The organism is Streptomyces panacea (assembly GCF_040560175.1).
Classification (GTDB): Bacteria; Actinomycetota; Actinomycetes; order Streptomycetales; family Streptomycetaceae; genus Streptomyces; species Streptomyces panacea.
This window is the reverse complement of record NZ_JARJHW010000040.1, coordinates 24,511-47,146: the sequence shown is the minus strand read 5'-3', so window position 1 is coordinate 47,146 and position 22,636 is coordinate 24,511. Positions and strand designations below refer to the sequence as shown.

At 71.1% G+C, this 22,636-nt stretch carries 18 protein-coding genes; 8 read left to right on the top strand and 10 right to left on the bottom strand.

Going from position 1 to position 22,636, the window contains the following annotated elements:
- Positions 1 to 615: 615 nt before the first annotated feature.
- A complete protein-coding gene (locus tag P3L51_RS12855; protein ID WP_354605292.1) occupies positions 616 to 1,872 on the top strand; it encodes a Clp protease N-terminal domain-containing protein in 1,257 nt (418 codons plus the stop codon).
- A 261-nt stretch (positions 1,873 to 2,133) separates the two neighbouring features.
- Here P3L51_RS12855 and P3L51_RS12850 read toward each other — a convergent pair whose 3' ends face one another.
- Entirely contained in the window at positions 2,134 to 3,159 is a 1,026-nt protein-coding gene (locus tag P3L51_RS12850; protein WP_354605291.1) for an ATP-dependent 6-phosphofructokinase, read from the bottom strand.
- 221 nt (positions 3,160 to 3,380) lie between these two features.
- On the opposite strand from P3L51_RS12850, the gene pta reads away from it, so the two are divergent.
- From pta to pyk, 3 genes are all read left to right on the top strand, one after another.
- Positions 3,381 to 5,468, top strand: coding sequence for a phosphate acetyltransferase (gene pta, locus P3L51_RS12845; RefSeq protein WP_354605290.1), 2,088 nt, complete (start codon positions 3,381 to 3,383; stop codon positions 5,466 to 5,468).
- 50 nt (positions 5,469 to 5,518) lie between these two features.
- Positions 5,519 to 6,739 (top strand): acetate kinase, encoded by a 1,221-nt coding sequence (locus P3L51_RS12840; protein WP_354605289.1) that lies wholly within the window; start codon positions 5,519 to 5,521, stop codon positions 6,737 to 6,739.
- A 74-nt stretch (positions 6,740 to 6,813) separates the two neighbouring features.
- Positions 6,814 to 8,253 carry a pyruvate kinase gene (gene pyk, locus P3L51_RS12835; protein WP_354605288.1) on the top strand — a complete coding sequence of 480 codons (1,440 nt, stop codon included), beginning with the start codon at positions 6,814 to 6,816 and terminating at the stop codon, positions 8,251 to 8,253.
- Between the two features lie 161 nt (positions 8,254 to 8,414).
- Here pyk and P3L51_RS12830 read toward each other — a convergent pair whose 3' ends face one another.
- The 4 genes from P3L51_RS12830 to P3L51_RS12815 form a co-directional block, all read right to left on the bottom strand.
- Positions 8,415 to 9,749 (bottom strand): hypothetical protein, encoded by a 1,335-nt coding sequence (locus P3L51_RS12830; RefSeq protein WP_354605287.1) that lies wholly within the window; start codon positions 9,747 to 9,749, stop codon positions 8,415 to 8,417.
- Positions 9,739 to 10,359 carry a DUF6114 domain-containing protein gene (locus P3L51_RS12825; RefSeq protein WP_354605286.1) on the bottom strand — a complete coding sequence of 207 codons (621 nt, stop codon included), beginning with the start codon at positions 10,357 to 10,359 and terminating at the stop codon, positions 9,739 to 9,741. The genes P3L51_RS12830 and P3L51_RS12825 overlap by 11 nt, the downstream gene beginning before the upstream one ends.
- A gap of 119 nt (positions 10,360 to 10,478) precedes the next feature.
- Positions 10,479 to 11,108 (bottom strand): DUF6230 family protein, encoded by a 630-nt coding sequence (locus P3L51_RS12820; RefSeq protein WP_354605285.1) that lies wholly within the window; start codon positions 11,106 to 11,108, stop codon positions 10,479 to 10,481.
- A gap of 609 nt (positions 11,109 to 11,717) precedes the next feature.
- Positions 11,718 to 12,698, bottom strand: coding sequence for a tetratricopeptide repeat protein (locus P3L51_RS12815; RefSeq protein WP_354605284.1), 981 nt, complete (start codon positions 12,696 to 12,698; stop codon positions 11,718 to 11,720).
- Positions 12,699 to 13,062: 364 nt separating this feature from the next.
- Between P3L51_RS12815 and P3L51_RS12810 the strand changes: the two genes are divergently transcribed.
- Both P3L51_RS12810 and P3L51_RS12805 read left to right on the top strand, forming a co-directional pair.
- On the top strand, positions 13,063 to 13,692 hold the full coding sequence (locus P3L51_RS12810; protein WP_354605283.1) for a TetR/AcrR family transcriptional regulator: 630 nt from the start codon (positions 13,063 to 13,065) through the stop codon (positions 13,690 to 13,692).
- Positions 13,693 to 13,713: 21 nt separating this feature from the next.
- Complete coding sequence (locus P3L51_RS12805) at positions 13,714 to 14,115, top strand: MarR family transcriptional regulator (RefSeq protein ID WP_354605282.1); 402 nt, start codon at positions 13,714 to 13,716, stop codon at positions 14,113 to 14,115.
- 70 nt (positions 14,116 to 14,185) lie between these two features.
- On the opposite strand, the gene icmA is transcribed toward P3L51_RS12805, so the two are convergent.
- The 4 genes from icmA to P3L51_RS12785 form a co-directional block, all read right to left on the bottom strand.
- Positions 14,186 to 15,904: a coenzyme B12-dependent isobutyryl-CoA mutase large subunit gene (gene icmA, locus P3L51_RS12800; RefSeq protein WP_354605281.1), complete on the bottom strand. Its 1,719-nt coding sequence runs from the start codon at positions 15,902 to 15,904 to the stop codon at positions 14,186 to 14,188.
- Between the two features lie 106 nt (positions 15,905 to 16,010).
- Positions 16,011 to 16,337, bottom strand: coding sequence for a DUF3817 domain-containing protein (locus tag P3L51_RS12795; RefSeq protein ID WP_354605280.1), 327 nt, complete (start codon positions 16,335 to 16,337; stop codon positions 16,011 to 16,013).
- Between the two features lie 45 nt (positions 16,338 to 16,382).
- A complete protein-coding gene (locus tag P3L51_RS12790) occupies positions 16,383 to 16,892 on the bottom strand; it encodes a MarR family winged helix-turn-helix transcriptional regulator (RefSeq protein ID WP_354605279.1) in 510 nt (169 codons plus the stop codon).
- A 10-nt stretch (positions 16,893 to 16,902) separates the two neighbouring features.
- Positions 16,903 to 18,405 (bottom strand): MFS transporter, encoded by a 1,503-nt coding sequence (locus P3L51_RS12785; RefSeq protein ID WP_354605278.1) that lies wholly within the window; start codon positions 18,403 to 18,405, stop codon positions 16,903 to 16,905.
- A gap of 80 nt (positions 18,406 to 18,485) precedes the next feature.
- On the opposite strand from P3L51_RS12785, the gene P3L51_RS12780 reads away from it, so the two are divergent.
- Complete coding sequence (locus P3L51_RS12780; protein WP_354605277.1) at positions 18,486 to 19,466, top strand: ArsR/SmtB family transcription factor; 981 nt, start codon at positions 18,486 to 18,488, stop codon at positions 19,464 to 19,466.
- A gap of 70 nt (positions 19,467 to 19,536) precedes the next feature.
- Entirely contained in the window at positions 19,537 to 20,565 is a 1,029-nt protein-coding gene (locus P3L51_RS12775; RefSeq protein ID WP_354605276.1) for a glycoside hydrolase family 6 protein, read from the top strand.
- 106 nt (positions 20,566 to 20,671) lie between these two features.
- On the opposite strand, the gene glxA is transcribed toward P3L51_RS12775, so the two are convergent.
- Positions 20,672 to 22,636, bottom strand: coding sequence for a radical copper oxidase GlxA (gene glxA / locus P3L51_RS12770; RefSeq protein WP_354605275.1), 1,965 nt, complete (start codon positions 22,634 to 22,636; stop codon positions 20,672 to 20,674).

Genomic DNA, 22,636 nt, shown 5'->3' with positions numbered 1-22,636 from the left:
TGGGCGGGGCGGTCAAGGGGTAGGAGCTTCGTACGACAACCGCGGACACGGTGGTCTCCCGGGAGCGCGGCCCCGGCGTTCCCGGGACCCACGAACTCACCGCGCTCGCAGGCGTGCTGTGGTGCACGCCTGGCGAACCGCGCGTCGCTCCCGCCACCTTGCGCGAGCGACGCACCGCCGCCCTCGCCGGCGTACTCGGTCTCATGCCGCGCGAGCCGGTGACGGCCACGGGTCGGGACGACGAGTCGGCCGGGCTGCCGCGGTCGGCGGTCACGACGCGCCGGGGGGCGTAAGTGAGACCGGCGGCGAAGCCGCTGCCGCTGCCGGGGACCCAGGTCGAGGACGTCCTGGAACAGCCCCACACCGGCTACCAGGCGCGGATGGCGGCGACACCGAACCGGAGCGGCTCTTCGCGGTCGGGGCGGGCGGGGAGGCCGGGCAGGAGTACCTGGACGCGATCGTCGGCCATTTCTGGGGAGTTGTCCGGGGGTGAGCGCCCGCCGAGGCCCCACCCGGCCCCGGGCGGGGCCGATTTCGGACGGGAGTGAACCGGCGGGTGGTGGAAAGGCGTCCTCACCAGCGTAGTTCGCTGTAGTCGACATCGGGAGACGCACCATGGAGCAGCGCCGGACGGCCGACCTGACCACCGTCACGACGACCGAGTTCGCCTCGGACGCCATCGAGTTGCTGGCGAGGACGGTCCGTCAGGCGTTCCGCCGCACGGGCGCCGCCATCGGCACCGAACACCTCCTCTCCACCCTGCTCGACGACGTGGAGGAGCCCGGGGAGGCCCTGGTCCCCGGCGGCATCCGGCAGACCGGCTCGATCGGCGGGGAGATCCGTGCCCGCGGGCAGGAGCACTGGGCGCGCGACGACAGCGGCCACCCGGCGCAGGCCGACGGGAGTGAAGCCCGGGACGGCGCGCACGCCCCCGACGACGCCATCGAGGTGGACGCCGCGTGGCGGGAGACGCTGTGGGTCGCGGGCAGTGCCACGAAGGCCCTGCGCGAGGAGGGCACGGAGCCGCCCCGGCCGACCGGAGCGCTGCGCGAGACGCTGTTCGGCGCCCTGCGGCTGGCCCGCGAGGAGGGTTCGCCCGACGCGCACGCGCGGCATCTGGCGCGGGCGCTGCTGCTGGAGACCCCCGAGAGCCGGGCGCTGGAGGCGCTGGCGCTGCGCCGGCTGGACCTGACGGCGGCGGCCGGCACGCTGGACGCGCAGGCCGAGTCGGTACGCGCGGGCGGCGACCCCTGGCCCACCGAGGCCGCCGCGGTCATCGGCTCCGTCAAGCTGCTGCGGACGGCCGGGCTGCTGGGCGAGCGCGGGGTGTGGTGGTCGCGGCGCATGCTGTCGTGGATGTCTCGTGGGACCGGCGACGGCTCGCCGGTGATGCTGGTGCTCTACAACGAGGCCCAGCGCCAGGCCGTACGCCACGGCCGTACGGCGCCGGAGCCGGTGGATCTGCTGCTCGCCGTGGTCTCCCTGGACCGGGGGCTCACCGTCGCCGGGCTGTCGTTGCCCGACGAACTGCTCGCGGTGAACTCGGCCGCGGACGAGCTGCGTTCGGCCGGGGTACGACAGACGGATCTGGTCCGCGCGGCGGCAGCGGCAGCGGCGGCGGCCGAACCGTCGGCGCTGTCCGCCGTCCCGAGCGATCTGGAGCGCTCCCCGGAGACGAACAGGACGCAGGCCGCGGCCCGGCTGCTGGCGGCCGAGCGAAAGGCGGACACGGTCGGCACGGCGCACATGCTGGCCGTCCTGCTGGACGACCCCGAGGGCCCGCCGGCCCAACTGCTCCGCGAGACGGGCGCGGATCCGGTCGCGCTGCGCACCCGCATCGATGCGTCACTCGGATCCGCGCACGCGGCCTAACGGGACATGGCGCGGGCCGGGGGCCGCGAAGTGGCGTCGTCCGCCCGAAGGGCGGGGCAGGCGGCGGCTGGTGCCGTCCGCCCGCACGGCGGAGGATCGGCGTCGTCGACGGCCCGGCCGTACATCGCCGACCGACGACAACGCCGCGAGGTGCCGTCCGCCGCGACAGCGGCCGATGTCGCGGCGGGCGCTCCCTGATCCGGCCTGATCGACAAGCGGGCCCCGCCCTGCGGGCGGACGGCGCTACTTCGAAGACACGACCTAGAAGACCGACTCCGCCTCGAACATCCGGTTCTCCGGCACCGTCTTGAGGCGTGTGACCGCCTCCGCCAGCGGCACCATCGCCACCCGCGTACCGCGCAGCGCCGTCATCTTGCCGAAGTCGCCGTTGTGCACCGCCTCCACCGCGTGCCAGCCGAAGCGCGTCGCCAGCACCCGGTCGTACGCCGTTGGCGTTCCCCCGCGCTGCACATGCCCGAGGATGACCGGCCTGGCCTCCTTGCCCATGCGCCGCTCCAGCTCGCCCGCGAGGCGGTTGCCGATGCCCTCGAAGCGCTCGTGGCCGAACTGGTCGATCTCGCCCTTCACGTAGTGCATCGAGCCCTCGGCCGGGTGCGCGCCCTCGGCGACGCAGATGACCGCGAACTTCTTGCCGCGCGCGAAGCGCTCCTCGACCATCTTCACGATGCTGTCCACCTCGAAGGGCCGCTCCGGCAGACAGATGCCGTGCGCGCCGCCCGCCATGCCGGACTCCAGCGCGATCCATCCGGCGTGCCGGCCCATGACCTCGACGACCATGACGCGCTGGTGCGACTCGGCCGTGGTCTTGAGCCGGTCGATCGCCTCGGTGGCGACCATCACGGCCGTGTCGAAGCCGAAGGTGCGGTCCGTGGACGAGATGTCGTTGTCGATGGTCTTCGGTACACCCACCACCGGCATGCCCGCGTCGGAGAGCATCCGGGCCGCCGTGAGGGTGCCCTCGCCGCCGATCGGGATGAGGGCGTCGATGCCGTACTTACGGCCCAACTCGTCGGCGCTCTCGGCCGCTTCCCGCAGCCGGCCGCGCTCCAGCCGCGCCGAGCCGAGGATCGTGCCGCCGCGAGCCAGGATGCCGCTGACGGAGTCCAGGTCGAGCGGGCGGTAGTGGCCGTCGAGGAGGCCCTTGAATCCGTCCTCGAAGCCGATGACCTCGTCCCCGTGTCCGGTCATCGCACGGTGGACGACCGAACGGATCACGGCGTTCAGGCCGGGACAGTCTCCGCCTGCGGTGAGAACTCCGATACGCATCGCGCTGTGTCTCCTGCTCGCTAGGGGTGCGGTCTGGTGCGGGCCGTGCGACGGGCCGTACCGCCTACCCGTCTCGGAGGCGCCGTACCCACCCCCACAGGTATTGTCAAGAGGGCTTTGCCACCCTAACGGGCCTAACGTCAGAAACAGGAATTCCTCCCGTCCCCGGCACCGGCCGGCCCGCACCACCCCCACCATCTTCGTCGAACAGGAGAGCACGCGTGACACGCAGCGTGTACGTGACCGGGATCGAACGCGGCGACGGCCGACAGGTCGTCGAGCTGGGGGTCATGGAGCTCCTGACCCGCCAGGTGGACCGGGTGGGCGTCTTCCGCCCCCTGGTCCACGCCAACGGCCCCGACCGCCTGTTCGATCTGCTGCGCGCCCGCTACCGGCTCTCGCAGGACCCGGCGTCCGGCTACGGCCTCGGTTACGCGGAGGCCGCCGGGATCCAGGCCGACGGCGGTACGGACGAGCTGGTCCAGCAGCTCGTCCGGCGCTTCCACGAGGTGGCGCGGGAGTACGAGGTCGTGCTCGTCCTCGGCACCGACTTCGCCGACACCCAGTTGCCCGACGAGCTGTCGCTCAACGCGCGCCTGGCCAATGAGTTCGGCGCCTCGGTCATACCCGTGGTCGGCGGCAAGGGCCAGCACGCCGACTCCGTACAGGCCGAGACGCGCAACGCCCACCGGGCGTACGCCGGGCTCGGCTGCGACGTCCTCGCGATGGTCGTGAACCGGGTCGCCCCCGAGGACCGCGACACGATCGACGCGCAGCTCGGGGCGCAGCTGCCGGTGCCCTGCTACACGCTGCCCGACGAGGCGGCGCTGGCCGCCCCGACGGTCGCGCAGATCACCCGCGCGCTCGGCGGCACGGTGCTGCTCGGGGACGAGGCGGGGCTGGCGCGCGACGCGCTCGACTTCGTCTTCGGCGGCGCGATGCTGCCGAATCTGCTGGGCGCCCTGACGCCGGGCTGTCTGCTGGTGACGCCGGGCGACCGGGCGGATCTGGTGGTGGGCGCGCTCGCCGCGCACTCGGCGGGGACGCCGCCCATCGCGGGCGTCCTGCTGACGCTGGACGAGCGGCCGGCCGACTCGGTCCTCACCCTCGCCTCCAAACTCGCCCCCGGCACCCCGGTCGTCTCGGTGGTCGCGGGCTCCTTCCCGACGGCGGGCGAACTCTTCTCCCTGGAAGGGAAGTTGAACGCCGATACGCCGCGCAAGGCGGAGACGGCGCTGGGCCTCTTCGAGCGGTACGTGGACACCGGCGATCTGCTGGCGCGGATGTCGGTGGCGCGCAGCAGCCGGGTGACGCCGATGATGTTCGAGCACGACCTGCTGGAGCAGGCCCGTGCCGTACGCCGCCGCGTCGTCCTGCCGGAGGGCACCGAGGAGCGGGTGCTGCGCGCGGCCGACGTGCTGCTGCGCCGCGACGTGTGCGACCTGACGCTCCTCGGCGACATCGACACCATGGTCAAGAAGGCCGCCGACCTCGGCATCGACCTGGCGGACACCCAGCTCATCGACCCGGCGAAGGACGAACTGCGGCAGCGGTTCGCCGAGCGCTACGCGGCGTTGCGCGCGCACCGGGGCGTGACGGTGGAGCTGGCGTACGACGTGGTGGCCGACGTGAACTACTTCGGCACGCTGATGGTCGACGCGGGCCTGGCCGACGGCATGGTGTCGGGCTCGGTGCACTCCACGGCGGCCACGATCCGCCCGGCGTTCGAGATCATCAAAGCCATCAAGACACCGACGGAGTCGTCCAGCGTCTCTTCGGTCTTCTTCATGTGCCTGGCCGACAAGGTGCTGGTGTACGGCGACTGCGCGGTGATCCCGGACCCGGACGCCGGGCAGCTCGCGGACATCGCGGTGCAGGCCGCCGCGACCGCGGCCCGGTTCGGCGTCGAGCCGCGCATCGCGATGCTGTCGTACTCGACGGGGACCTCGGGCTCCGGCGCGGACGTCGACAAGGTGCGCGAGGCGACGAAGCTGGTGCGCGCGGCGCGGCCCGAGCTGAAGATCGAGGGGCCGATCCAGTACGACGCGGCGGTGGAGCCGAGCGTCGCCGCGACGAAGCTGCCGGAGTCGGAGGTGGCGGGGCGCGCGACGGTGCTGATCTTCCCCGACCTGAACACCGGCAACAACACGTACAAGGCCGTGCAGCGTTCGGCGGGCGCGGTCGCGGTGGGTCCGGTGATGCAGGGGCTGCGCAAGCCGGTCAACGACCTGTCGCGCGGCGCCCTGGTCCAGGACATTGTGAACACAGTCGCGATCACCGCCGTCCAGGCGCAGGGCGACGGCGCGTGACACCGTCCGGTCCCGGCCGCACCGTCCCCTCCACGAAAGGCGTCCCTCCCGTGACCTCGCAGGCCACCCGAGTCCTCGTGCTCAACTCCGGCTCCTCGTCGCTGAAGTACCAGCTGCTGGACATGCGCGACGGCACCCGTCTCGCCGCCGGACTCGTCGAGCGCATCGGCGAGAGCGCGTCCCGGCTGGTGCACACGCCGTCGGGCGAGGGCGCGCGCCGGCGGGAGCGTACGGAGCCGATCGCCGACCACGACGAGGCGTTGAAGGCCGTCGCCGGGGAACTGGCCCTGGACGGTAGGGGTATCGACTCCCCCGAGCTGGCGGCGGTCGGTCACCGGGTGGTGCACGGCGGGGCGGAGTTCAGCGCCCCGACGGTGATCGACGACGCCGTGCTCGCGGAGATCGAGCGGCTGGTGCCGCTGGCGCCACTGCACAATCCGGCGAACATCACCGGCATCAGAACGGCGCGGGCGCTCCGTCCCGATCTGCCGCAGGTCGCCGTCTTCGACACCGCGTTCCACACGACGATGCCGGAGTCCGCCGCGCGGTACGCGATCGACGTCGAGACGGCCGACGCGCACCGGATCCGGCGCTACGGCTTCCACGGCACGTCGCACGCGTACGTCTCCCGGCGGGCCGCCGAGCTGCTGGGCCGCGCGCCGCGGGAGCTGAATCTGATCGTGCTGCACCTCGGCAACGGGGCGTCCGCGTCGGCCGTCGCGGGCGGGCGCTGCGTGGACACCTCGATGGGGCTGACCCCCTTGGAGGGGCTGGTGATGGGTACGCGCTCGGGGGACATGGATCCGGCGGTCGTCTTCCACCTGGAGCGGGTCGCCGCAATGGGCACCGACGAGATCGACGAACTGCTCAACAAGAAGAGCGGGCTGACCGGGCTCTGCGGTGACAACGACATGCGGGAGATCCGCCGCCGGGTCGACGCGGGCGACGCCGCGGCGACGCTGGCCTTCGACATTTACATCCATCGGCTGAAGAAGTACATCGGTGCCTATTACGCGGTGCTCGGCCGGGTGGACGCGGTGGTGTTCACCGCCGGCGTCGGCGAGAACGCGGCGCCGGTACGGGCCGCCGCGATCGCCGGGCTCGGGGAGTTGGGGCTGGTCGTGGACGCGGAGCTGAACGCCGTACGGTCCGGCGAGCCCCGCCTCGTATCGCCGGAACACGCGCGCGTCGCCGTCGCCGTGGTGCCGACCGATGAGGAAATGGAGATCGCCCGCCAGACTTTCACCTTGGTCGGCTCGGTCGACGCCTGAGCGCCACCCCGCCCATTTGTACTTTCCGCCAGACGGAATATTCCGAGCCGAAACAAACCGATAGGATCCGCCTTATGCGCCGTTCCAAAATTGTCTGCACACTTGGCCCCGCCGTCGACTCGTACGAGCAGTTGAAATCGCTCATCGAGGCCGGTATGAACGTGGCCCGACTGAATATGAGCCACGGGTCCCACCCCGAGCACGAGGAGCGGTACCACCGCGTCCGGAAGGCGGCCGAGGCCACCGGCCGGGCCGTGGGCGTGCTCGTCGACCTCCAGGGCCCGAAGATCCGTCTTGAGACCTTCGCCGAGGGTCCCGTCGAGCTGGTGCGGGGTGACGAGTTCATCATCACCACCGAGGACGTCGCCGGGGACAAGGGCATCTGCGGCACCACCTACAAGGGCCTGCCCGGGGACGTCACCAAGGGCGACCAGGTCCTGATCAACGACGGCAACGTCGAACTCCGTGTGACCGAGGTCAGCGGCCCGCAGGTCAAGACGCTGGTCATCGAGGGCGGGGTCATCTCCGACCACAAGGGCATCAACCTGCCGGGTACGGCGGTCAATGTCCCGGCGCTCTCCGAGAAGGACGTCGAGGACCTGCGCTTCGCCCTGCGGATGGGCTGCGACATGATCGCGCTGTCCTTCGTGCGCGACGCGGACGACATCAACGACGTCCACAAGATCATGGATGAGGAGGGCCGCCGGGTCCCCGTCATCGCGAAGGTCGAGAAGCCGCAGGCCGTCGCCAACATGGAGGCCGTCGTCGCGGCGTTCGACAGCATCATGGTGGCCCGTGGCGACCTGGCCGTCGAATACCCGCTCGAAAAGGTCCCGATGGTGCAGAAGCGCCTCATCGAGCTGTGCCGCCGCAACGCCAAGCCGGTGATCGTGGCGACCCAGATGATGGAGTCGATGATCACCAACTCCCGCCCGACGCGCGCCGAGGCGTCCGACGTGGCGAACGCGATCCTGGACGGGGCCGACGCGGTCATGCTGTCGGCGGAGTCGTCCGTCGGCGCGTATCCGATCGAGACCGTCAAGACGATGTCGAAGATCGTCGTCGCGGCCGAGACCGAGCTGCTGTCCAAGGGCCTCCAGCCGCTCGTACCGGGCAAGAAGCCCCGCACGCAGGGTGGTTCGGTCGCGCGCGCGGCCTGCGAGATCGCGGACTTCCTGGGCGGCAAGGCGCTGATCGCCTTCACCCAGTCCGGCGACACGGCCCGCCGGCTCTCGCGCTACCGCACCTGTCAGCCGATCCTGGCCTTCACGACGGACGAGGCGACGCGCAACCAGCTCTCCCTGAGCTGGGGCGTCGAGTCCTTCGTCGTACCGCACGTGAACACCACGGACGCGATGGTCGACCTCGTGGACGCGGAGCTGCTGAAGCTCCAGCGCTACAGCGAGTCGGACATCATGATCATCACGGCCGGCTCGCCGCCCGGTGTCCCGGGCACGACCAACATGGTCCGTGTCCACCACCTGGGCGACATGGCGCCGGCCGACCAGAGCTGAACCGCCCCGAGTCGATCGCCGAACGCAGGACGGGCCGCACAGTTGACTGTGCGGCCCGTCCTGCGTTCGGTCACCGCGCCGGGGGGGCGACCGGGCCCTGGGCCGTGTCTTCAAAGTCCCGCCCGGCCCGCGGGCGGACGGCGCTACTTCGAAGCCACGACCTAGTCGGTGATGTAGTTGCTCAGTCCGGGAACGGTGAGCGTGCCGCCGAACTGGCCTGCCTGAAGCACCTCGACATCCGTGAAGAAGGCGAACGGGACATTGAGCGGCGGCGGGGTGTCCGGGCTGAACGTGATCGGGATCAGACCGAACAGGTTGCCCTTCAACTCCTCCGTGTACATGGTGACTTGACCGTCGCGGATGGTCGACGTGGAGTCCGGCCGGCTCGCCACGTGCGCCGTGCGGCCCTCGGGGTAGACGACCTTCTGGTGCAGGTCCTTGATGTCCACCTCCGAAGCCGTGAACTTCAGGGCCTTCTTGATCTTTCCGCTGCCCGTCTTCACCTCGACGATGCCGTGGTAGTCCAGACCCCGCAGCGTGAGTTTGGTGCTCTCCAGCTTCCACGGATCGTCCGGCAACAGCGGCATGCCGGGCTCCAGTTCGGCGGCGGCGAGCGCGTCCGGGTCGGCCTCCGGGCAGGGGAAGCGCGGCTTGCCGTCGGCGCCCTCGGGGATGTCGCCGTCCTTGCGGGCTTCGAGTCCCTTCGCGGCGTCGTCCAGCTCCTCGACATCCGCCCCGGCCTTGTCCGCGGCGTCCCTGATGGCGTCCTCGGTGCTGTCTGCCTTGTCCGGATCCGGCTTGTCGGCGCCGGGCTCGTCCGCGCCGGGACCGTCCGGCTTCGGGTCCGCCGGCTCTCCGGCCCCGGGCTTCTCCGACTCCGGCTTCTCGGACTCCGGCTTCTCGGACTCCGGGTCGGCCGGCTTGTCCGTCTCCTTGTCCGGTACGCCGAGAAGGTCACCCAGCGCGTCACCCAGACCCAGCGGGTCCAGCGGGTCCTTGGACTTCGACGCGCTCGGCTCCGGCGCGGGCTCCTTGGGCGCGGCCGGCTCCTGCGCGTCGGACGCGGGCGGTGTCGCGCCGGGCGAGGGCTCGGGAGCGTCGCCGTCCCCGTCACCACCCGCGGGCGGCTTCGGCCGGTCCGTGGAGTCCCCCGACGGACTCCCCGACGGGCCCTCGGACGCATCGCCGGACGCCTCGTCCGACGGCTTCTCGGACGGCGACGGCGAGGCCGACTCCTCCGGCGGCTCGTCGGAGCGCGTGACACACGGCCCGGGCGCGAAGGGGATGTCCTTGGCGTCGTCGGCGAGCGCGAGCCGGGGTGTGAGCCCCATCCCGACGAACACCGCCGTCGGCATCGCGGCCAGCGCGAACGCCTTGCCGGCCGGGATCTGGAGCTTGGTCAGCAGCGACTTCCGGGGGGCGGCGTGGCGCGGGCCGCTTCTCTCGCGGGCCTGCCCGCCTCCGGCCGTCTCAGGCCGCGTGTCGTCACCCCGCACTGTTCCTCCCGCCGTTGGCATGGGCAGTCGTGTCCGTCAGATTCGGGTCCCCGTCACGCGGGCCGGGAAGAAAAGGGTCGTCCCCGCCGCCGTCCGGGGTTCCCTGGCCGACGGCGCCGCCGTGCGGCTTGAACGTCTCCCGCCGTACGGCCGCGTGCTTGGCCGGGCGGCCGTCGCCGACAGCGTCCGCGTGCTCCTCGTCCGCCGACCCCGCCGGCCGGCCAGGTACCCAGGAGATGGAGAGTCCGCCGCCGATGAGGGCGAGCATCGCGCCGAGCATGAATCCGCCGAGGTTCGACACGGGGATCGAGACCAGTCCCAGCAGGATCGTGGCGACACCGGCGAACACCCGCACGATGCTCTGGAACCACATGGTCAGACCCAGCGTGACGAGCAGGACACCGATGATCAGCGAGCCCGCGCCCGCGGTGGTGGCCATGGTCATCGTGAGATGGCCGATCTTGAGCTCGGCGTATGGGAAGTAGGCGATCGGCACTCCGCTGAGGAGTGTCAACAACCCCGCCCAGAACGGCCGAGTACCCCGCCAGGCGCGGAAGCGCAGCCGCCAGTACATGAATCGGCCGCGGGGATCCGAGGACTCGGCGCTCATGGAAAACAGCTCCCTGGAACCGGTGTTGCTGTGAGAGATTGGGGAGTGGGCGGACGCGACCGCTGCATACGGGCGCGCCCGCCCCGATGGGGCGAAGTGCTTCAGGACCCGGTCAGGGTCTAGTAGCACTCCTTGACGCCCTTGTGCAGCTTCAGGCTCAAGTTGCTGAGCTCGAAGGTGCCGGCCGTGGTCGCCCAGGCCGTCTGCTTCACATTGGTCAGCGTCGCCTCTTCGGCGCGCTGCGCGAAGCCGAACGGGTTGACCTTCTTCTCGGTCCCCGGCTGGATCCTCGTGTCGCCGGCCGCCACACCGATGTCGATGTTCTTGAACTTGGCGTCGGCGTCGAGCTGGGCGACATCCAGATACAGGTTGGTCGCCTTGACCGGCTTCGCTTTGTTCGTACCCGCGCGCAGCTCAAGGCTGATGCTGCCGAAGACCGGGACGTCCGGCGTCACCACCGACTGGCACATGTTGCTGATCGTCGCCGAGCTGAAGCCGGAAACGGCCACCGGGTGGACGGTCTTGTTGCCCTTGAGGTCGGTGCCCTCGGCCAGGCTTCCGTACTGAACGAAGTCCTGGCCGACCAACTGGTCGGCCGAGACCTTGAAACTCTGCCCCGACACACTGAACGACGCGGCGAGCGCGCCCTGTGCCAGAGCGACACCTATCGCGGCCGTCGCGGCCACGCTCGGCACCATGACGACGGCGAACCGCTTCCATCTGGTCCCGCCACGTGCTTGGGACTCCATCACTTTCCTCCTTCTCGGACGTACATCTCCGGATCGGGCCTGAGCCCGTCCTGGGATGGGAGAAGTGCTACGTCCTCGGGAAGGAGAGCGCCGTTGCGTTCACGCGGAACGAGCCGCGTCAGAATCACCGACGATCACCCCCGAGCGACAACCACTGGACCACGCGCGTCGCGTGGCCGCCGGACAGGCCCCGCCGGTCGGCGGGAACCCCCCTGTCCGTGGGTCGGCGCCACTGCTCCGCCGGCCCGCCCGGTGGGGTTCCAACTTGCGGTGGCCACGGCTGGAGTGCCGCGCCGGTGCGCTGTTGGACCGAGCGTGGACGATCGTGGTGTATTCACGCTCGGGACACAAGGGGGTTCGTTACTGGCAAGTAATGAGTGGTTCACGGAGGGGCCACGAGGCGGCGCCGCACGGGCACACAGGGTGCCTCAAATCGACCCGACAGAACTCGCGAATACCACTAATAACCGGACAGACCAAGCAAGTTGATTTACTCGGAGTAACAGCGACCCCGCTTTACCAAGTTTTGGTAAAGCGGGGTCGTCGGTGCCGTCGGTTCGGCAAATCGTTACGCGACCGCCCGGATCCGGGAACGGACGCGGGTCAAGGTCAGAAAAGGACCCTGGCGAGCGCCGACCTGGCGGCGGTCACCCGGGGGTCGTCCGAGCCGATCACGTCGAAGAGTTCGAGGAGTCGCAGCCGCGCCGCGTCCCGGTCCTCCCCCGCCGTGCGCCGTACGGCCTCGACCAACCGGCCGAAGGCGTCCTCCACATGGCCGCCGACCAGATCGAGGTCGGCCGCGGCGATCTGCGCGGGGACGTCGTCCGGCCGCTCGGCCGCCTCCTTGCGCACCTGCTGCGGGTCCATCCCCTTCACCCGGGCGAGCAGTTCGGCCTGGGCGAGCCCGAGCTTCGCCTCCGTGTTGCCGGGGTCGTCGGCGAGCACGTTGCGGTACGCCTGCGCGGCGCCGCCGAAGTCGTCGGCGTCCAGGGCGCGTACGGCGGCTTCGAGCAGCGCGTCGTACGGCCCCGCCTGCTCCACCGGTTCGGCCGGCCCGTCGTCCGCGCCGGCCTCCGCGTCGGCGTCGACCGTGATGCCGGTGAGGCCGAAGCGCTGCTCGCCGACCTGGATCAGCTGGTCCAGCGTCTCGCGGATCTGGATCTCGGGGGCCGCGCCCTGGAAGAGGGGCAGCGCCTGGCCGGCCACCACGGCGAAGACCGCGGGGATGCCCTGGATCTGGAACTGCTGCATCAACATCTGGTTGGCGTCGACATCGACCTTGGCGAGAACGAACCGGCCGTTGTACTCACGGGCCAGCCGCTCCAGCACGGGGCTGAGCTGCTTGCACGGCTCGCACCACTCGGCCCAGAAGTCGATGACGACCGGGACCTCGGAGGAGCGCTGGAGGACGTCGCGCTCGAAGCCCGCCTCGTCGACGTCGATCACCAGACTGGAGGGGGGTACGGCGCCGGTGTCGCCCCGACGGGCCGCCTCGGCGCGGGCCTGCTCGGCCTTGGCCTTGGCCTCACCGGCCGCCTTCACCGCGGCGAGATCGACGACGCCGCTCATGGACATGTTCCTAGGCTGCATGAGTACATCCTCCCCTCTCCGCGCGCGCATGTGAAAAGCAATCGGACAGTTCGTACCGTCCACACGGGACCGCGCCCGTCCCCGCGTTCCCCGCCGGCCGCGGGGCGCACGGGCGGACACGGTCGTCACGCCTGCACGAGCCCCGCGCATGACCTGAACACGTACGGGGCAAGTCCCCCGTGGGGGACCTGGGTTCGGCACGGGGTCCCCACCCCGCGCCAGTGGTCGTCGCTCAAGAACCGCCAGGGAAGAAACGGCCTTTCGCTACGGGTCGTAGCGTAACCGGAAGCTCCCCCGTCCGTGTGAGATTCATCCGGTGAACTGACTCACAGCGAATTCCCTACCGGCGGGTATGGTCGCGGACATGCTGAGCCGCCGCCACGACAACCCCGCCCGTTCCGGCCGTCCCCGCAGCGCGGCGGCCGACACCGCGATCCTGTTGGCGACCCGGGCGGCGCTGGTGGAACTGGGCTGGTCCAAGCTGTCGATGGGCGACGTCGCGGCGCGCGCGGGCGTCGCCAAAACCACGCTGTACCGGCGCTGGGCGAGCAAGAACGAGCTGGTGGTCGACGCGGTCGCCGTCCTCTTCGACGAGATCGAGATCCGCGACCGGGGCAGCCTCACGGCCGACATCGAAGGGGTCGTGCTCCAGTTCGCCGCCCTGCTGGAGCGGCCGGAGACCAAGACGGCGCTGATGGCGGTGGTCGCCGAGTCGACGCGGGACGACGCCCTGCGGGACCGGATCCGTACGGCGATCGTGGACCGGCAGAAGGGACTTGTCATCAAGGGCCGCGAACGGGCCCAGGCACGGGGCGAGTTGGCGTACGAGAGCGACCCCGAGGTGGCGGCCCGCAACGCCGACCTGATCTTCGACGTGATCGCGGGCGCGGTGGTCCACCGGACGCTGGTGAGCGCGGAACGGGTGGACGAGGAGTGGGCGCGCGGCTTCACGCTGCTGCTGGTGGCGGGGCTGGGCGTGAGCCAGGGGGCGTGAGCCGCCGATCCTTGACCTCAAGTGGACTTGGGATTCGACGAGCGACTGGCCGTCGAGCACCTCACCCAGCCGCACTGGTGGACGCTCAACCACGTCGCGGGCGCCCCCGGCGCGTGGGGCCGCGCCCGGCCGACCGACCAACTCGCGCCCTTCGGCGACCGGGACAGCGACTTCGAGGCCGTGTACGGCGATCTGATCGCCCGCGGCCGGCTCACCGAGGAATCCGGCGCGTTCGTCCTCACGGAGGCGGGAGAGGCCGGCCGGCCGCGCGCCGGGGAGCGGCCGGCCGAGGTGAACGAGCGGGTGCACGAGGGCATCACACCGCGGGAGTACGCGGCGGCCCCGAACGTCCTGCGCCGGATGATCGGCAACCTGGGCGGCGACAGCGCCCTGCCGCGGACGACTCCGCGGGCCGGCGGCTGACGCGGAGCCCGTCCGGCGCCCGGTCGACAGGGCACCCCCAGGGACGGACTCCCGCGCGACCGCGTGCGGTTCAGAAGCCGGGCGGCTCCGTGTACGTGCCCCACTCGTCCCGCAGCACGCCGCAGATCTCGCCCAGCGTGGCTTCCGCGCGGACGGCCTCCAGCATCGGTCCGATCATGTTCGACCCGTCGCGCGCGGAGGCCAGCATCGCGTCCAGCGCCGTACGCACACGGGCGTCGTCGCGGCCGGCCTTGCGGTCCGCCAGCTCGGCCACCTGGTCGCGCTCGACCTCGTGGCTGACCCGCAGGATCTCCAGGTCGCCGGTGACCGAGCCGTGGTGGACGTTGACGCCGACGACGCGCTTCTCGCCCTTCTCCAGCGCCCGCTGGTACTGGAACGCGGACTCGGCGATCTCGCCGGTGAACCAGCCGTCCTCGATGCCGCGCAGAATGCCGGACGTGATCGGGCCGATGGGGTGCCGCCCGTCGGGGTGCGCCCGCAGGCCGCGCTCCTTGATCTGCTCGAAGATCTTCTCCGCGTCGGCCTCGATGCGGTCGGTGAGCTGCTCGACGTACCAGGAACCGCCGAGCGGGTCGGCGACGTTGGCGACGCCGGTCTCCTCCATCAGCACCTGCTGGGTGCGGAGCGCGATCTCGGCGGCCTGCTCGCTGGGGAGCGCCAGGGTCTCGTCCAGGGCGTTGGTGTGCAGCGAGTTCGTACCGCCGAGGATCGCCGACAGGGCCTCGACCGCGGTCCGCACGACGTTGTTGTACGGCTGTTGCGCGGTGAGCGAGACGCCCGCCGTCTGGGTGTGGAAGCGCAGCCACTGCGCCTTGTCGGTCGCGGCGCCGTACTCCTCCTTCATCCAGCGCGCCCAGATCCGGCGCGCGGCACGGAACTTGGCGATCTCCTCGAAGAAGTCGAGGTGGGCGTCGAAGAAGAAGGACAGACCGGGGGCGAAGACGTCGACGTCCATACCGCGCGAGAGCCCCAGCTCCACGTAGCCGAAGCCGTCGGCGAGGGTGTACGCCAGCTCCTGCGCGGCCGTCGCCCCGGCCTCGCGGATGTGGTAGCCGGAGACGGAGAGGGGCTTGTACGCGGGGATGGACGCCGCGCAGTGCTCCATCAGGTCGCCGATCAGCCGCAGATGGGGCTCGGGCTGGAAGAGCCACTCCTTCTGCGCGATGTACTCCTTGAAGATGTCGGTCTGGAGCGTGCCGTTCAGTACGGCGGGGTCGATGCCCTGGCGCTCGGCGGCGACCAGATACATGCAGAAGACCGGGACGGCGGGGCCGCTGATGGTCATGGACGTCGTGACGTCGCCGAGCGGGAGGTCGCCGAAGAGGACCTCCATGTCTGCGGCGGAGTCGATCGCGACGCCGCAGTGGCCGACCTCGCCCAGCGAGCGCGGGTCGTCGGAGTCGCGGCCCATGAGGGTCGGCATGTCGAAGGCGACGGAGAGGCCGCCGCCGCCGTTGGCGAGGATGGTCTTGTAGCGCTCGTTGGTCTGGCGCGCGTTGCCGAAGCCGGCGAACTGGCGGATCGTCCACGTACGGCCCCGGTAGCCGGTCGCGTGCAGGCCGCGGGTGAAGGGGTACTCACCCGGCCAGCCGATCCGCTCGAAGCCCTCGTACGTGTCACCCGGGCGCGGTCCGTAGACCGGGTCGACGGGGTCGCCCGAGAGCGTGCTGAAGTCGGCGTCGCGCTTGCGGGCCTTGTCGTAACGGGCCTGCCAGCGCTGGCGGCCTTCCTCGATGGCTGCGGTGTCGGCGTGCGCGTGAGCGTCCATGCTCCCGAATTTACTAGGACGTCCTAGTAAATGTCGAACGCTGACCGCCGCGAGTTCTCTCGCGGCGGTGGGTGGGACGCGCGGCTGCCCGCTCTCGGGCCCGGTCTCAGGCTTTGACGGGGGCGGTCTCGTCCCGGATGATCAACGGCTGGATCTCGCGGGTGATCTTCGGTTCGACGAAGAACGAGGCGACCGGGATGCAGCCGGCGGCCAGCACCCACAGGAGCTTGCCGAAGGGCCATTTCGCCTTGGAGCCCAGATCGAAGGCGAATACGACGTAGACGATGAAGAGCAGACCGTGGATCTGGGAGATCACCATGGTGTCGCCGGTGTCGAAGCCGTACTTCAGCACGATGGCGACGGTGAAGACCAGCAGCCAGACGGCGGTGATGTACGCCATGACCCGGTAGCGGGTCAGGATGCTCTGTTTCATGGCCAAGAGCGTATCGCCCCGAAAAATCCCCGTGGACGGCGGGGCTCAGCTCTCCTCGAAATCCTGGGCGGAGACGCGCAGCGGGCGCAGCATCGCGAAGATCTCGGCGCACTCCTCCGCGTCGTACGCCCCGAGGCCGAACTCCATGGCCATCAGGTCGCGGGTGGCGGCCTCCACGACCTCACGGCCCTTGTCGGTGATGGAGGCGAGGGTGCCGCGGCCGTCGTTGGGGTTGGGGCGCTTGTCGACCAGGCCGGACCTGACCAGGCGGTCCACGGTGTTCGTGACGGACGTCGGGTGGACCATCAGCCGCTCGCCGATCTTGGACATGGGCAGCTCACCGGCCTTGGAGAAGGTGAGCAGCACCAGTGCCTCGTACCGCGCGAAGGTCAGTCCGTACGGTTTGACCACCGCGTCGACCTCGGCGAGCAGGATCTGGTGGGCCCGCATGATCGAGGTGATAGCGCCCATCGACGGCACGGGGCCCCAGCGCTGCTGCCAGAGCTCGTCGGCTCGGGCGATGGGATCGAAGGCAAGGCTGAGCGGCTTGGACACGCCAACGACCTTACCGAGTGGTCATTTGGCGGTGTGCCCCTACTCCCGTTTTCCCGGGGCCGGTCCGGCGGACCTCGTACACGAGGAGCACGGAGCAGACGGTTCCGATCAGACCGGACCCGGCGACGACCTGGTGCACGGGCAGGAACTCGGCGGCGAGACCGGCCAGCGCCATGCCGAGGCCCTGGATCGTCATCAGCCCCGCGGTCATCAACGTCATGGCCCGGCCCCGGAGTTCGTCCGGGACCGCGTCCACGAACCACTGGTCGAGGCCGATGACGTACACGGCGCCGACGCCGGACAGCGCGAGGGCGACCAGGGCCAGGGTCATGCCGGGTGTGACGGCGTAGACGATCAGGGGCACCAGCCCGACGGCGGCCGACGGGAGCACGATCCGCGAACGTGTGCGGGGGCTGAGGGCGGACCCCGCGACGAGTTCGGCCGCGATGTGCCCGACCGGCATCGCGCACATCATCAGGCCGAGCGCGGCGGGGCCGACGCAGATCCGGTCGGCGTACGGCGCCATGAGCGCCTCGGGCGCCACAACGAACATCGCGGGCACCCAGAAGAGCAGCATCAGCGCCCGGATCCGCCGGTCGGCGAAGACGAGCCGGGCGCCGTCGAGGGAGTCCCGCAGCAGATTCGCGCCGCCGTCCTTCTTACGGAGGCGGGCCGGCCTGTCCTTCGTACCGAAGCGCAGCAGCGCGGCCGAGCAGAGGAAGGTGACGACGGTGATCGCGATCGCCCCGCGCGGGGGTACGACGGTGAGGAGTACGCCCCCGACGGCGAATCCGGCGAGGAGGGCGCTCTGCGACACGATCCGCAGGAGGGAGCGGCCCAGGACGTAGAGATCGCCCTCCCCGAGGATGTCGGTGAGCGCGGCCATCCGGGTCCCGGTGAACACGGGGGCCACGGCGGCGACGGCACACCGCAGGGCGAGCAGCCCCGCGACGGGCGTTCCGGGCGCCACCATCACGGCGACGAGCCCGGCACAGAGGAGATCGCACACGACCAGCACCCGCCGGGCCGGATACCGGTCGGCGACCCCGGCGAGGAGCGTCCCGCCGAAGAGGTACGGCAGCAGTCCGAGGGCGAAGGTGAGGGCGCTGAGCAGGGGCGACCCGGTGAGGTCGTACACGAGGACGGTGAGCGAGATCTCGGTGACGACGACCCCGAGGAGCGACAGCAGATGCGCGGCGAACACCACGCGGAACTCCCGCACCCGGAACACCGCGCGATACCCGCGCGGGGCGGTCACGGCCACCCGCCCGGCCGGGTCACCGACGCCGGGCACGGGTGCCCCCGCCGGGCCGGCGGCACCGTCCGAGACGGAACGAGGGACGTGCGCGACCGCACCGGGGCGCGGCGGCCCGACCGGCGCGGTGGGCGGCGGCCCGTCCGCCTCGAAGGCGGGCCGCGGGGAGCGCGCCGTGGTCGCGGTGGGGGTTTCCTCGGCGGCGCGCGCCAGGTGGTCTCCCGGACCGGGCGCCGGACGGGCTGGTTCGGTCGGCATGAGGGCAGCCTCGTACCGATCAGGGGGCGACTCTAGACTTTCGGCGGCAGCCGAATCTTTCGGGCCGGTGAGGGGTGGCCATGGCGTTCCAGTTGCACTTCGGGGAGCGGGATCTGCTCCGCTGCCGGTTCGCGCTCTCACCCCTCTGGGAGACGCAGGAAGCCGTCCGCACCCTCGCGCGGCCCGAGCGGCACGGGTATCACCTGCCGTGGCTGCGGCGGATCAGGAGCGCCGCCGAGGGGCTCGATCTGCGGCCGCTCCGGCTTCTGATGCCACGGGTCGGGCACAACCCCGACTTCTTCTGCCCGCCGCCCGAGAGCCCCGTCGTCACCTTCGCCGAGGAGATAGCGCTGGTGCGGTCCACCCCGCTGGAGGCCGCCCACCGGGACCTGACCCTCGCGCTCGCCGAGACGCCCGGCGCGGCCGGGAGCGATGCCGGGCGCGCGATGCTGGCCGATCCCGCGCGGGCGGTGCGGGAGCTGGCGGGGCTGCTTGAGCAGGTCTGGGAGCGGTTGGTCGAGCCCGACTGGCCCCGGCTGCGCGCGCTCCTCGAAGCCGATATCGCCTACCACTCGCGGCGCCTCGCCGAGGTCGGATTCGGGGGGCTCCTCGGCGAGTTGAGCCCCCGGCTCGTCTGGGCGGACTCCACGCTCACCGTCGTCGGCACGCGCGGCGACCACAAGCGTGTCCTCGGCGGGCGCGGGCTCGTCCTCGTACCGAGCGTCTTCACCTGGCCCGACATCATCGGCGGGCACGAGCCGCCGTGGCAGCCCGCCGTAATCTATCCGGCGCGCGGCATCGGCGGGCTGTGGACGGAGGCCGCCGACCGTACGCCGGACGCGCTCGCCCGGCTGCTGGGCCGGGTCCGGGCCGACGTGCTGTGCGCGCTCGACGAACCCGCCGGAACCACCGCGCTCGCGCACCGGCTGGGCCTCGCGCCGTCCTCCGTGTCCGCGCATCTGTCGGTGCTGCGTGACGCGGGTCTGCTGACGTCGCGGCGCCACTCGCACCAGGTGCTGTACGAGCGGACACCGCTCGGGATCGCGCTGGCGGTGTCGTAACACCACAGATTGTGACCGTTATGTCACGATTGGCCGGTCCTGCGTTTCTCCAGTCGTTCAAGGGGGCTGGATGTCCAGCCGCACACCGCGCCGCATCTCCGCCTCCGCCATCGTCGTCGCTCTCGCGCTGACCCTCGTGGGCTGCTCCGCCGGCTCCGGCCCCGACGCCGCCCGCGACGAGACCAGTGCCCCGGCCGTACGGGGCGAAGCCGCCCCCGGCGCCGGTTCGCCGTTCTGGGTGGACCCGCGGAGCGACGCCGCCCGCCAGGTCGAGGAGTGGCAGTCCCAGGGCCGTACCGACGACGCCGAGATCCTGCGGCGGATCTCCGAGCGCCCCGTGGCCGACTGGCCCGCCGGTGACGACCCCGTGCCCGATATCCGCAGGGCCGTGCGGGGCGCCGCCGGGAAGCGGACGGTGGTCCTCGTCGCGTACAACATCCCGCACCGCGACTGCGGGCTCTACTCGGCCGGCGGCGCCCGCGACGGCCGGGCCTACCTGGACTGGATCAACTCCTTCGCCGACGCCATCGGCGACGCGCGCGCCCTGGTGATCCTGGAGCCGGACGCCGTCTCCCACCTCGTGGACGGCTGCACCCCCGCCGAGTACCAGGGGGAGCGCAGCCAACTGCTGGCGGAGGCGATCGACCGGCTGAAGCGCCAGCCGGGCACCAAGGTCTATCTGGACGCGGGCAACCCGGCCTGGATCAAGGAACCGTCCAAGATCGCCGAGCCGCTGCGCACGGCCGGAGTCGCCAAGGCGGACGGCTTCTCGCTCAACGTCTCCAACTTCCAGACGGACAAGGCCGTGAAGGTCTTCGGCACCCGGCTGTCCGGACTCCTCGACGGCGCCCACTTCACCGTCGACACCAGCCGCAACGGCGAGGGCCCCCTCCCCGATCAGCGGGAGGAGGCCTGGTGCAACCCGCCGGGCAGGTCGCTCGGTACGCCGCCGACCGCCGAGACCGGCGACGCACTGGTCGACGCGTATCTGTGGATCAAGCGGCCCGGCGACTCGGACGGACCCTGCCGGGGCGGCCCGGCCGCCGGTACGTGGTGGCCGGACTACGCCCTCGGGCTCGCCCGCCGGGCCGGCGCGTAGCCGCCGGTCCGTCCTCGACCGCCGGTCCGAACCCGACCACCCCGTCCCCGATCACCCGCCGTCCCCGACCACCCGCCGGGCCCGCTTACGCGGCCCGGCGAAGGGGCTACTCGCCCATCACCTGGATCCACTTCGCCTCCGACGACACCCCCGCCGTGTCCGTCACGAACAGCATGTACCAGCCCGGCGGCACCAGCGTCGGGTCCGACGGCACGTCCACCGTCACCGAACCGCCCCGCTTCGTCATCCCGAGGTCGATCGAGCGCTGCTCCACGTCCGTGCTGTGCGTGACGGCGCTCGGCCGCATCAGCCGCGCCGTCGCCAGCCGCGCCGAGTTGTCCGTACGGAAGGTGGCCCGCCCGTTCTGGTCGAGCTCGGTCGGCCCCTCCCCCAGCACCGGTCGCCGCTTCGCGCGGTCGCCTTCCAAGGAGGGCGGCGTGAAGATCTCCACCCGCTGCTCGAACGTGCCGAGTTTCGTGTTGTCGGCGTCGTCGAAGAGCGGGTCGGAGCCGAAGGTCGCCACCCGCCCGTCGGGCAGCAGCAGCGCCTCGGAGTGGTAGTTACGGCCCACGGTCGGGTCGGCCGCCTTCCGGAAGCTGTTGGTCTTCGGGTCGTAGAACTGCGCCTTGAGGATGTCGGACGCGCTCCGCCCCCGGTAGTCGGACGAACCGCCGCTCGTGAAGACCGTGTCGTCCGGCATGATCACGCTGCTCAGGTAGCGCGTCCCCTGCGGCAGATCCGGCCCGGCCCGGAAGGCCGGGCTGTCCTCCTTCAGGTCCACGATCGCCGTACGGGCCGTCGACTTCGACGACTCGCCGACCCCGCCGCCGCCCATGACCATCACCTTCTGGTCCTGTGCGGGCGGGAGCACCAGTGACGCCGAGGTCTCCGTCTCATCGAGCCGGCTGAGCCCCTCGACCTTCGTGAAGATGTTCTTCTTCAGGTCCCACAGCCCCGGCTGCCGGCCGGCCGTGGCGGGGCCGTACCCCGCGTTCGACCCCGAGTAGAAGACCTTGCCGCCCTTCGTGAGGAAGAGCGCGGGATACGTCGGGAAGTAGCGGGTCGGGCCCTTGGACCACTTCTTGGACCTGGGGTCGTAGATCTCGTTGTCCCCGGTGAGCACCGCGCCGACGTCGTCCAGGCCCGAGACGGCGAGCACCCGGCCGTCTTCGAGGGTGACCAGCGTCGGGTACCAGCGGGCCTCCTTCATCGGGTCGACCGGGATGTACCTCTCCGCCACCGGGTCGAACTCGTACGCCGCCTTGATGCCCTGGAAGTCCTGCTTCTCCGTGGTCAACTTCTGTGCCAGGCCGTAGTAGTTGTCCACGTCCTTGCCCTTGAGGCCGACGATCTCGTACTGCGCGGCCTCCGTCGTCAGCGCCCGCGGCCCCTTCTTCACCGCCTCCACGAAGACCCGGGCCTCGCCCGCCGTGACCTTGGTCTTCCAGGGCAGCATCCGGCCGCCCTTGGCGTAGGAGATCTTGAAGTCCCGCTTCGCCTTGGGCACGGTGACGTCGAACTTGGTCGTGTACTCGACACCCGACGGCGACCGGAAGCGGGTGCCCTTCTTGAAGGTCCGTGCCCGGTCCGGGTTCTCGTTCTTCACCCGCATCCCGCCGCCCGCCCGGTCGACCTCCCCGTCGAGGACCTCGTAGCGCGCGGTGCCGCCCGCCACCAGCAGCCGCCCGTCGGGCAGTTGGGAGTGGCCGGAGCAGAAGAAGTCCTCGGGGGTGGGGATCTTCTTGTACGAGTTGTCCGCCGGGTCCCACAGGACGGTGTCGAAGGTGCCCGCGTCGAACTTCTTCTGGCTGTTGCCGGATCCGGCGATGAGCAGCACCTTGCCGGTGTGCAGCAGCGCGGCGTGGATCGCGTTGGTGCGGTACTTCTTGGGGACGTCGAGCACCTCCCAGGATCCGTACCGCGCCTTGTAGCCGGACTGCGCGATCTCGTACGCGTGGTACTTGTCCGTCGCGAAGGAGATGGCCGCGGGCGCGTTGAGCGACATCAGCACCACCACCGCCCCGCCACCGAGCAGTGTCTTCTTGAACTTGTGCGAGGGCCGGTAGGCCAT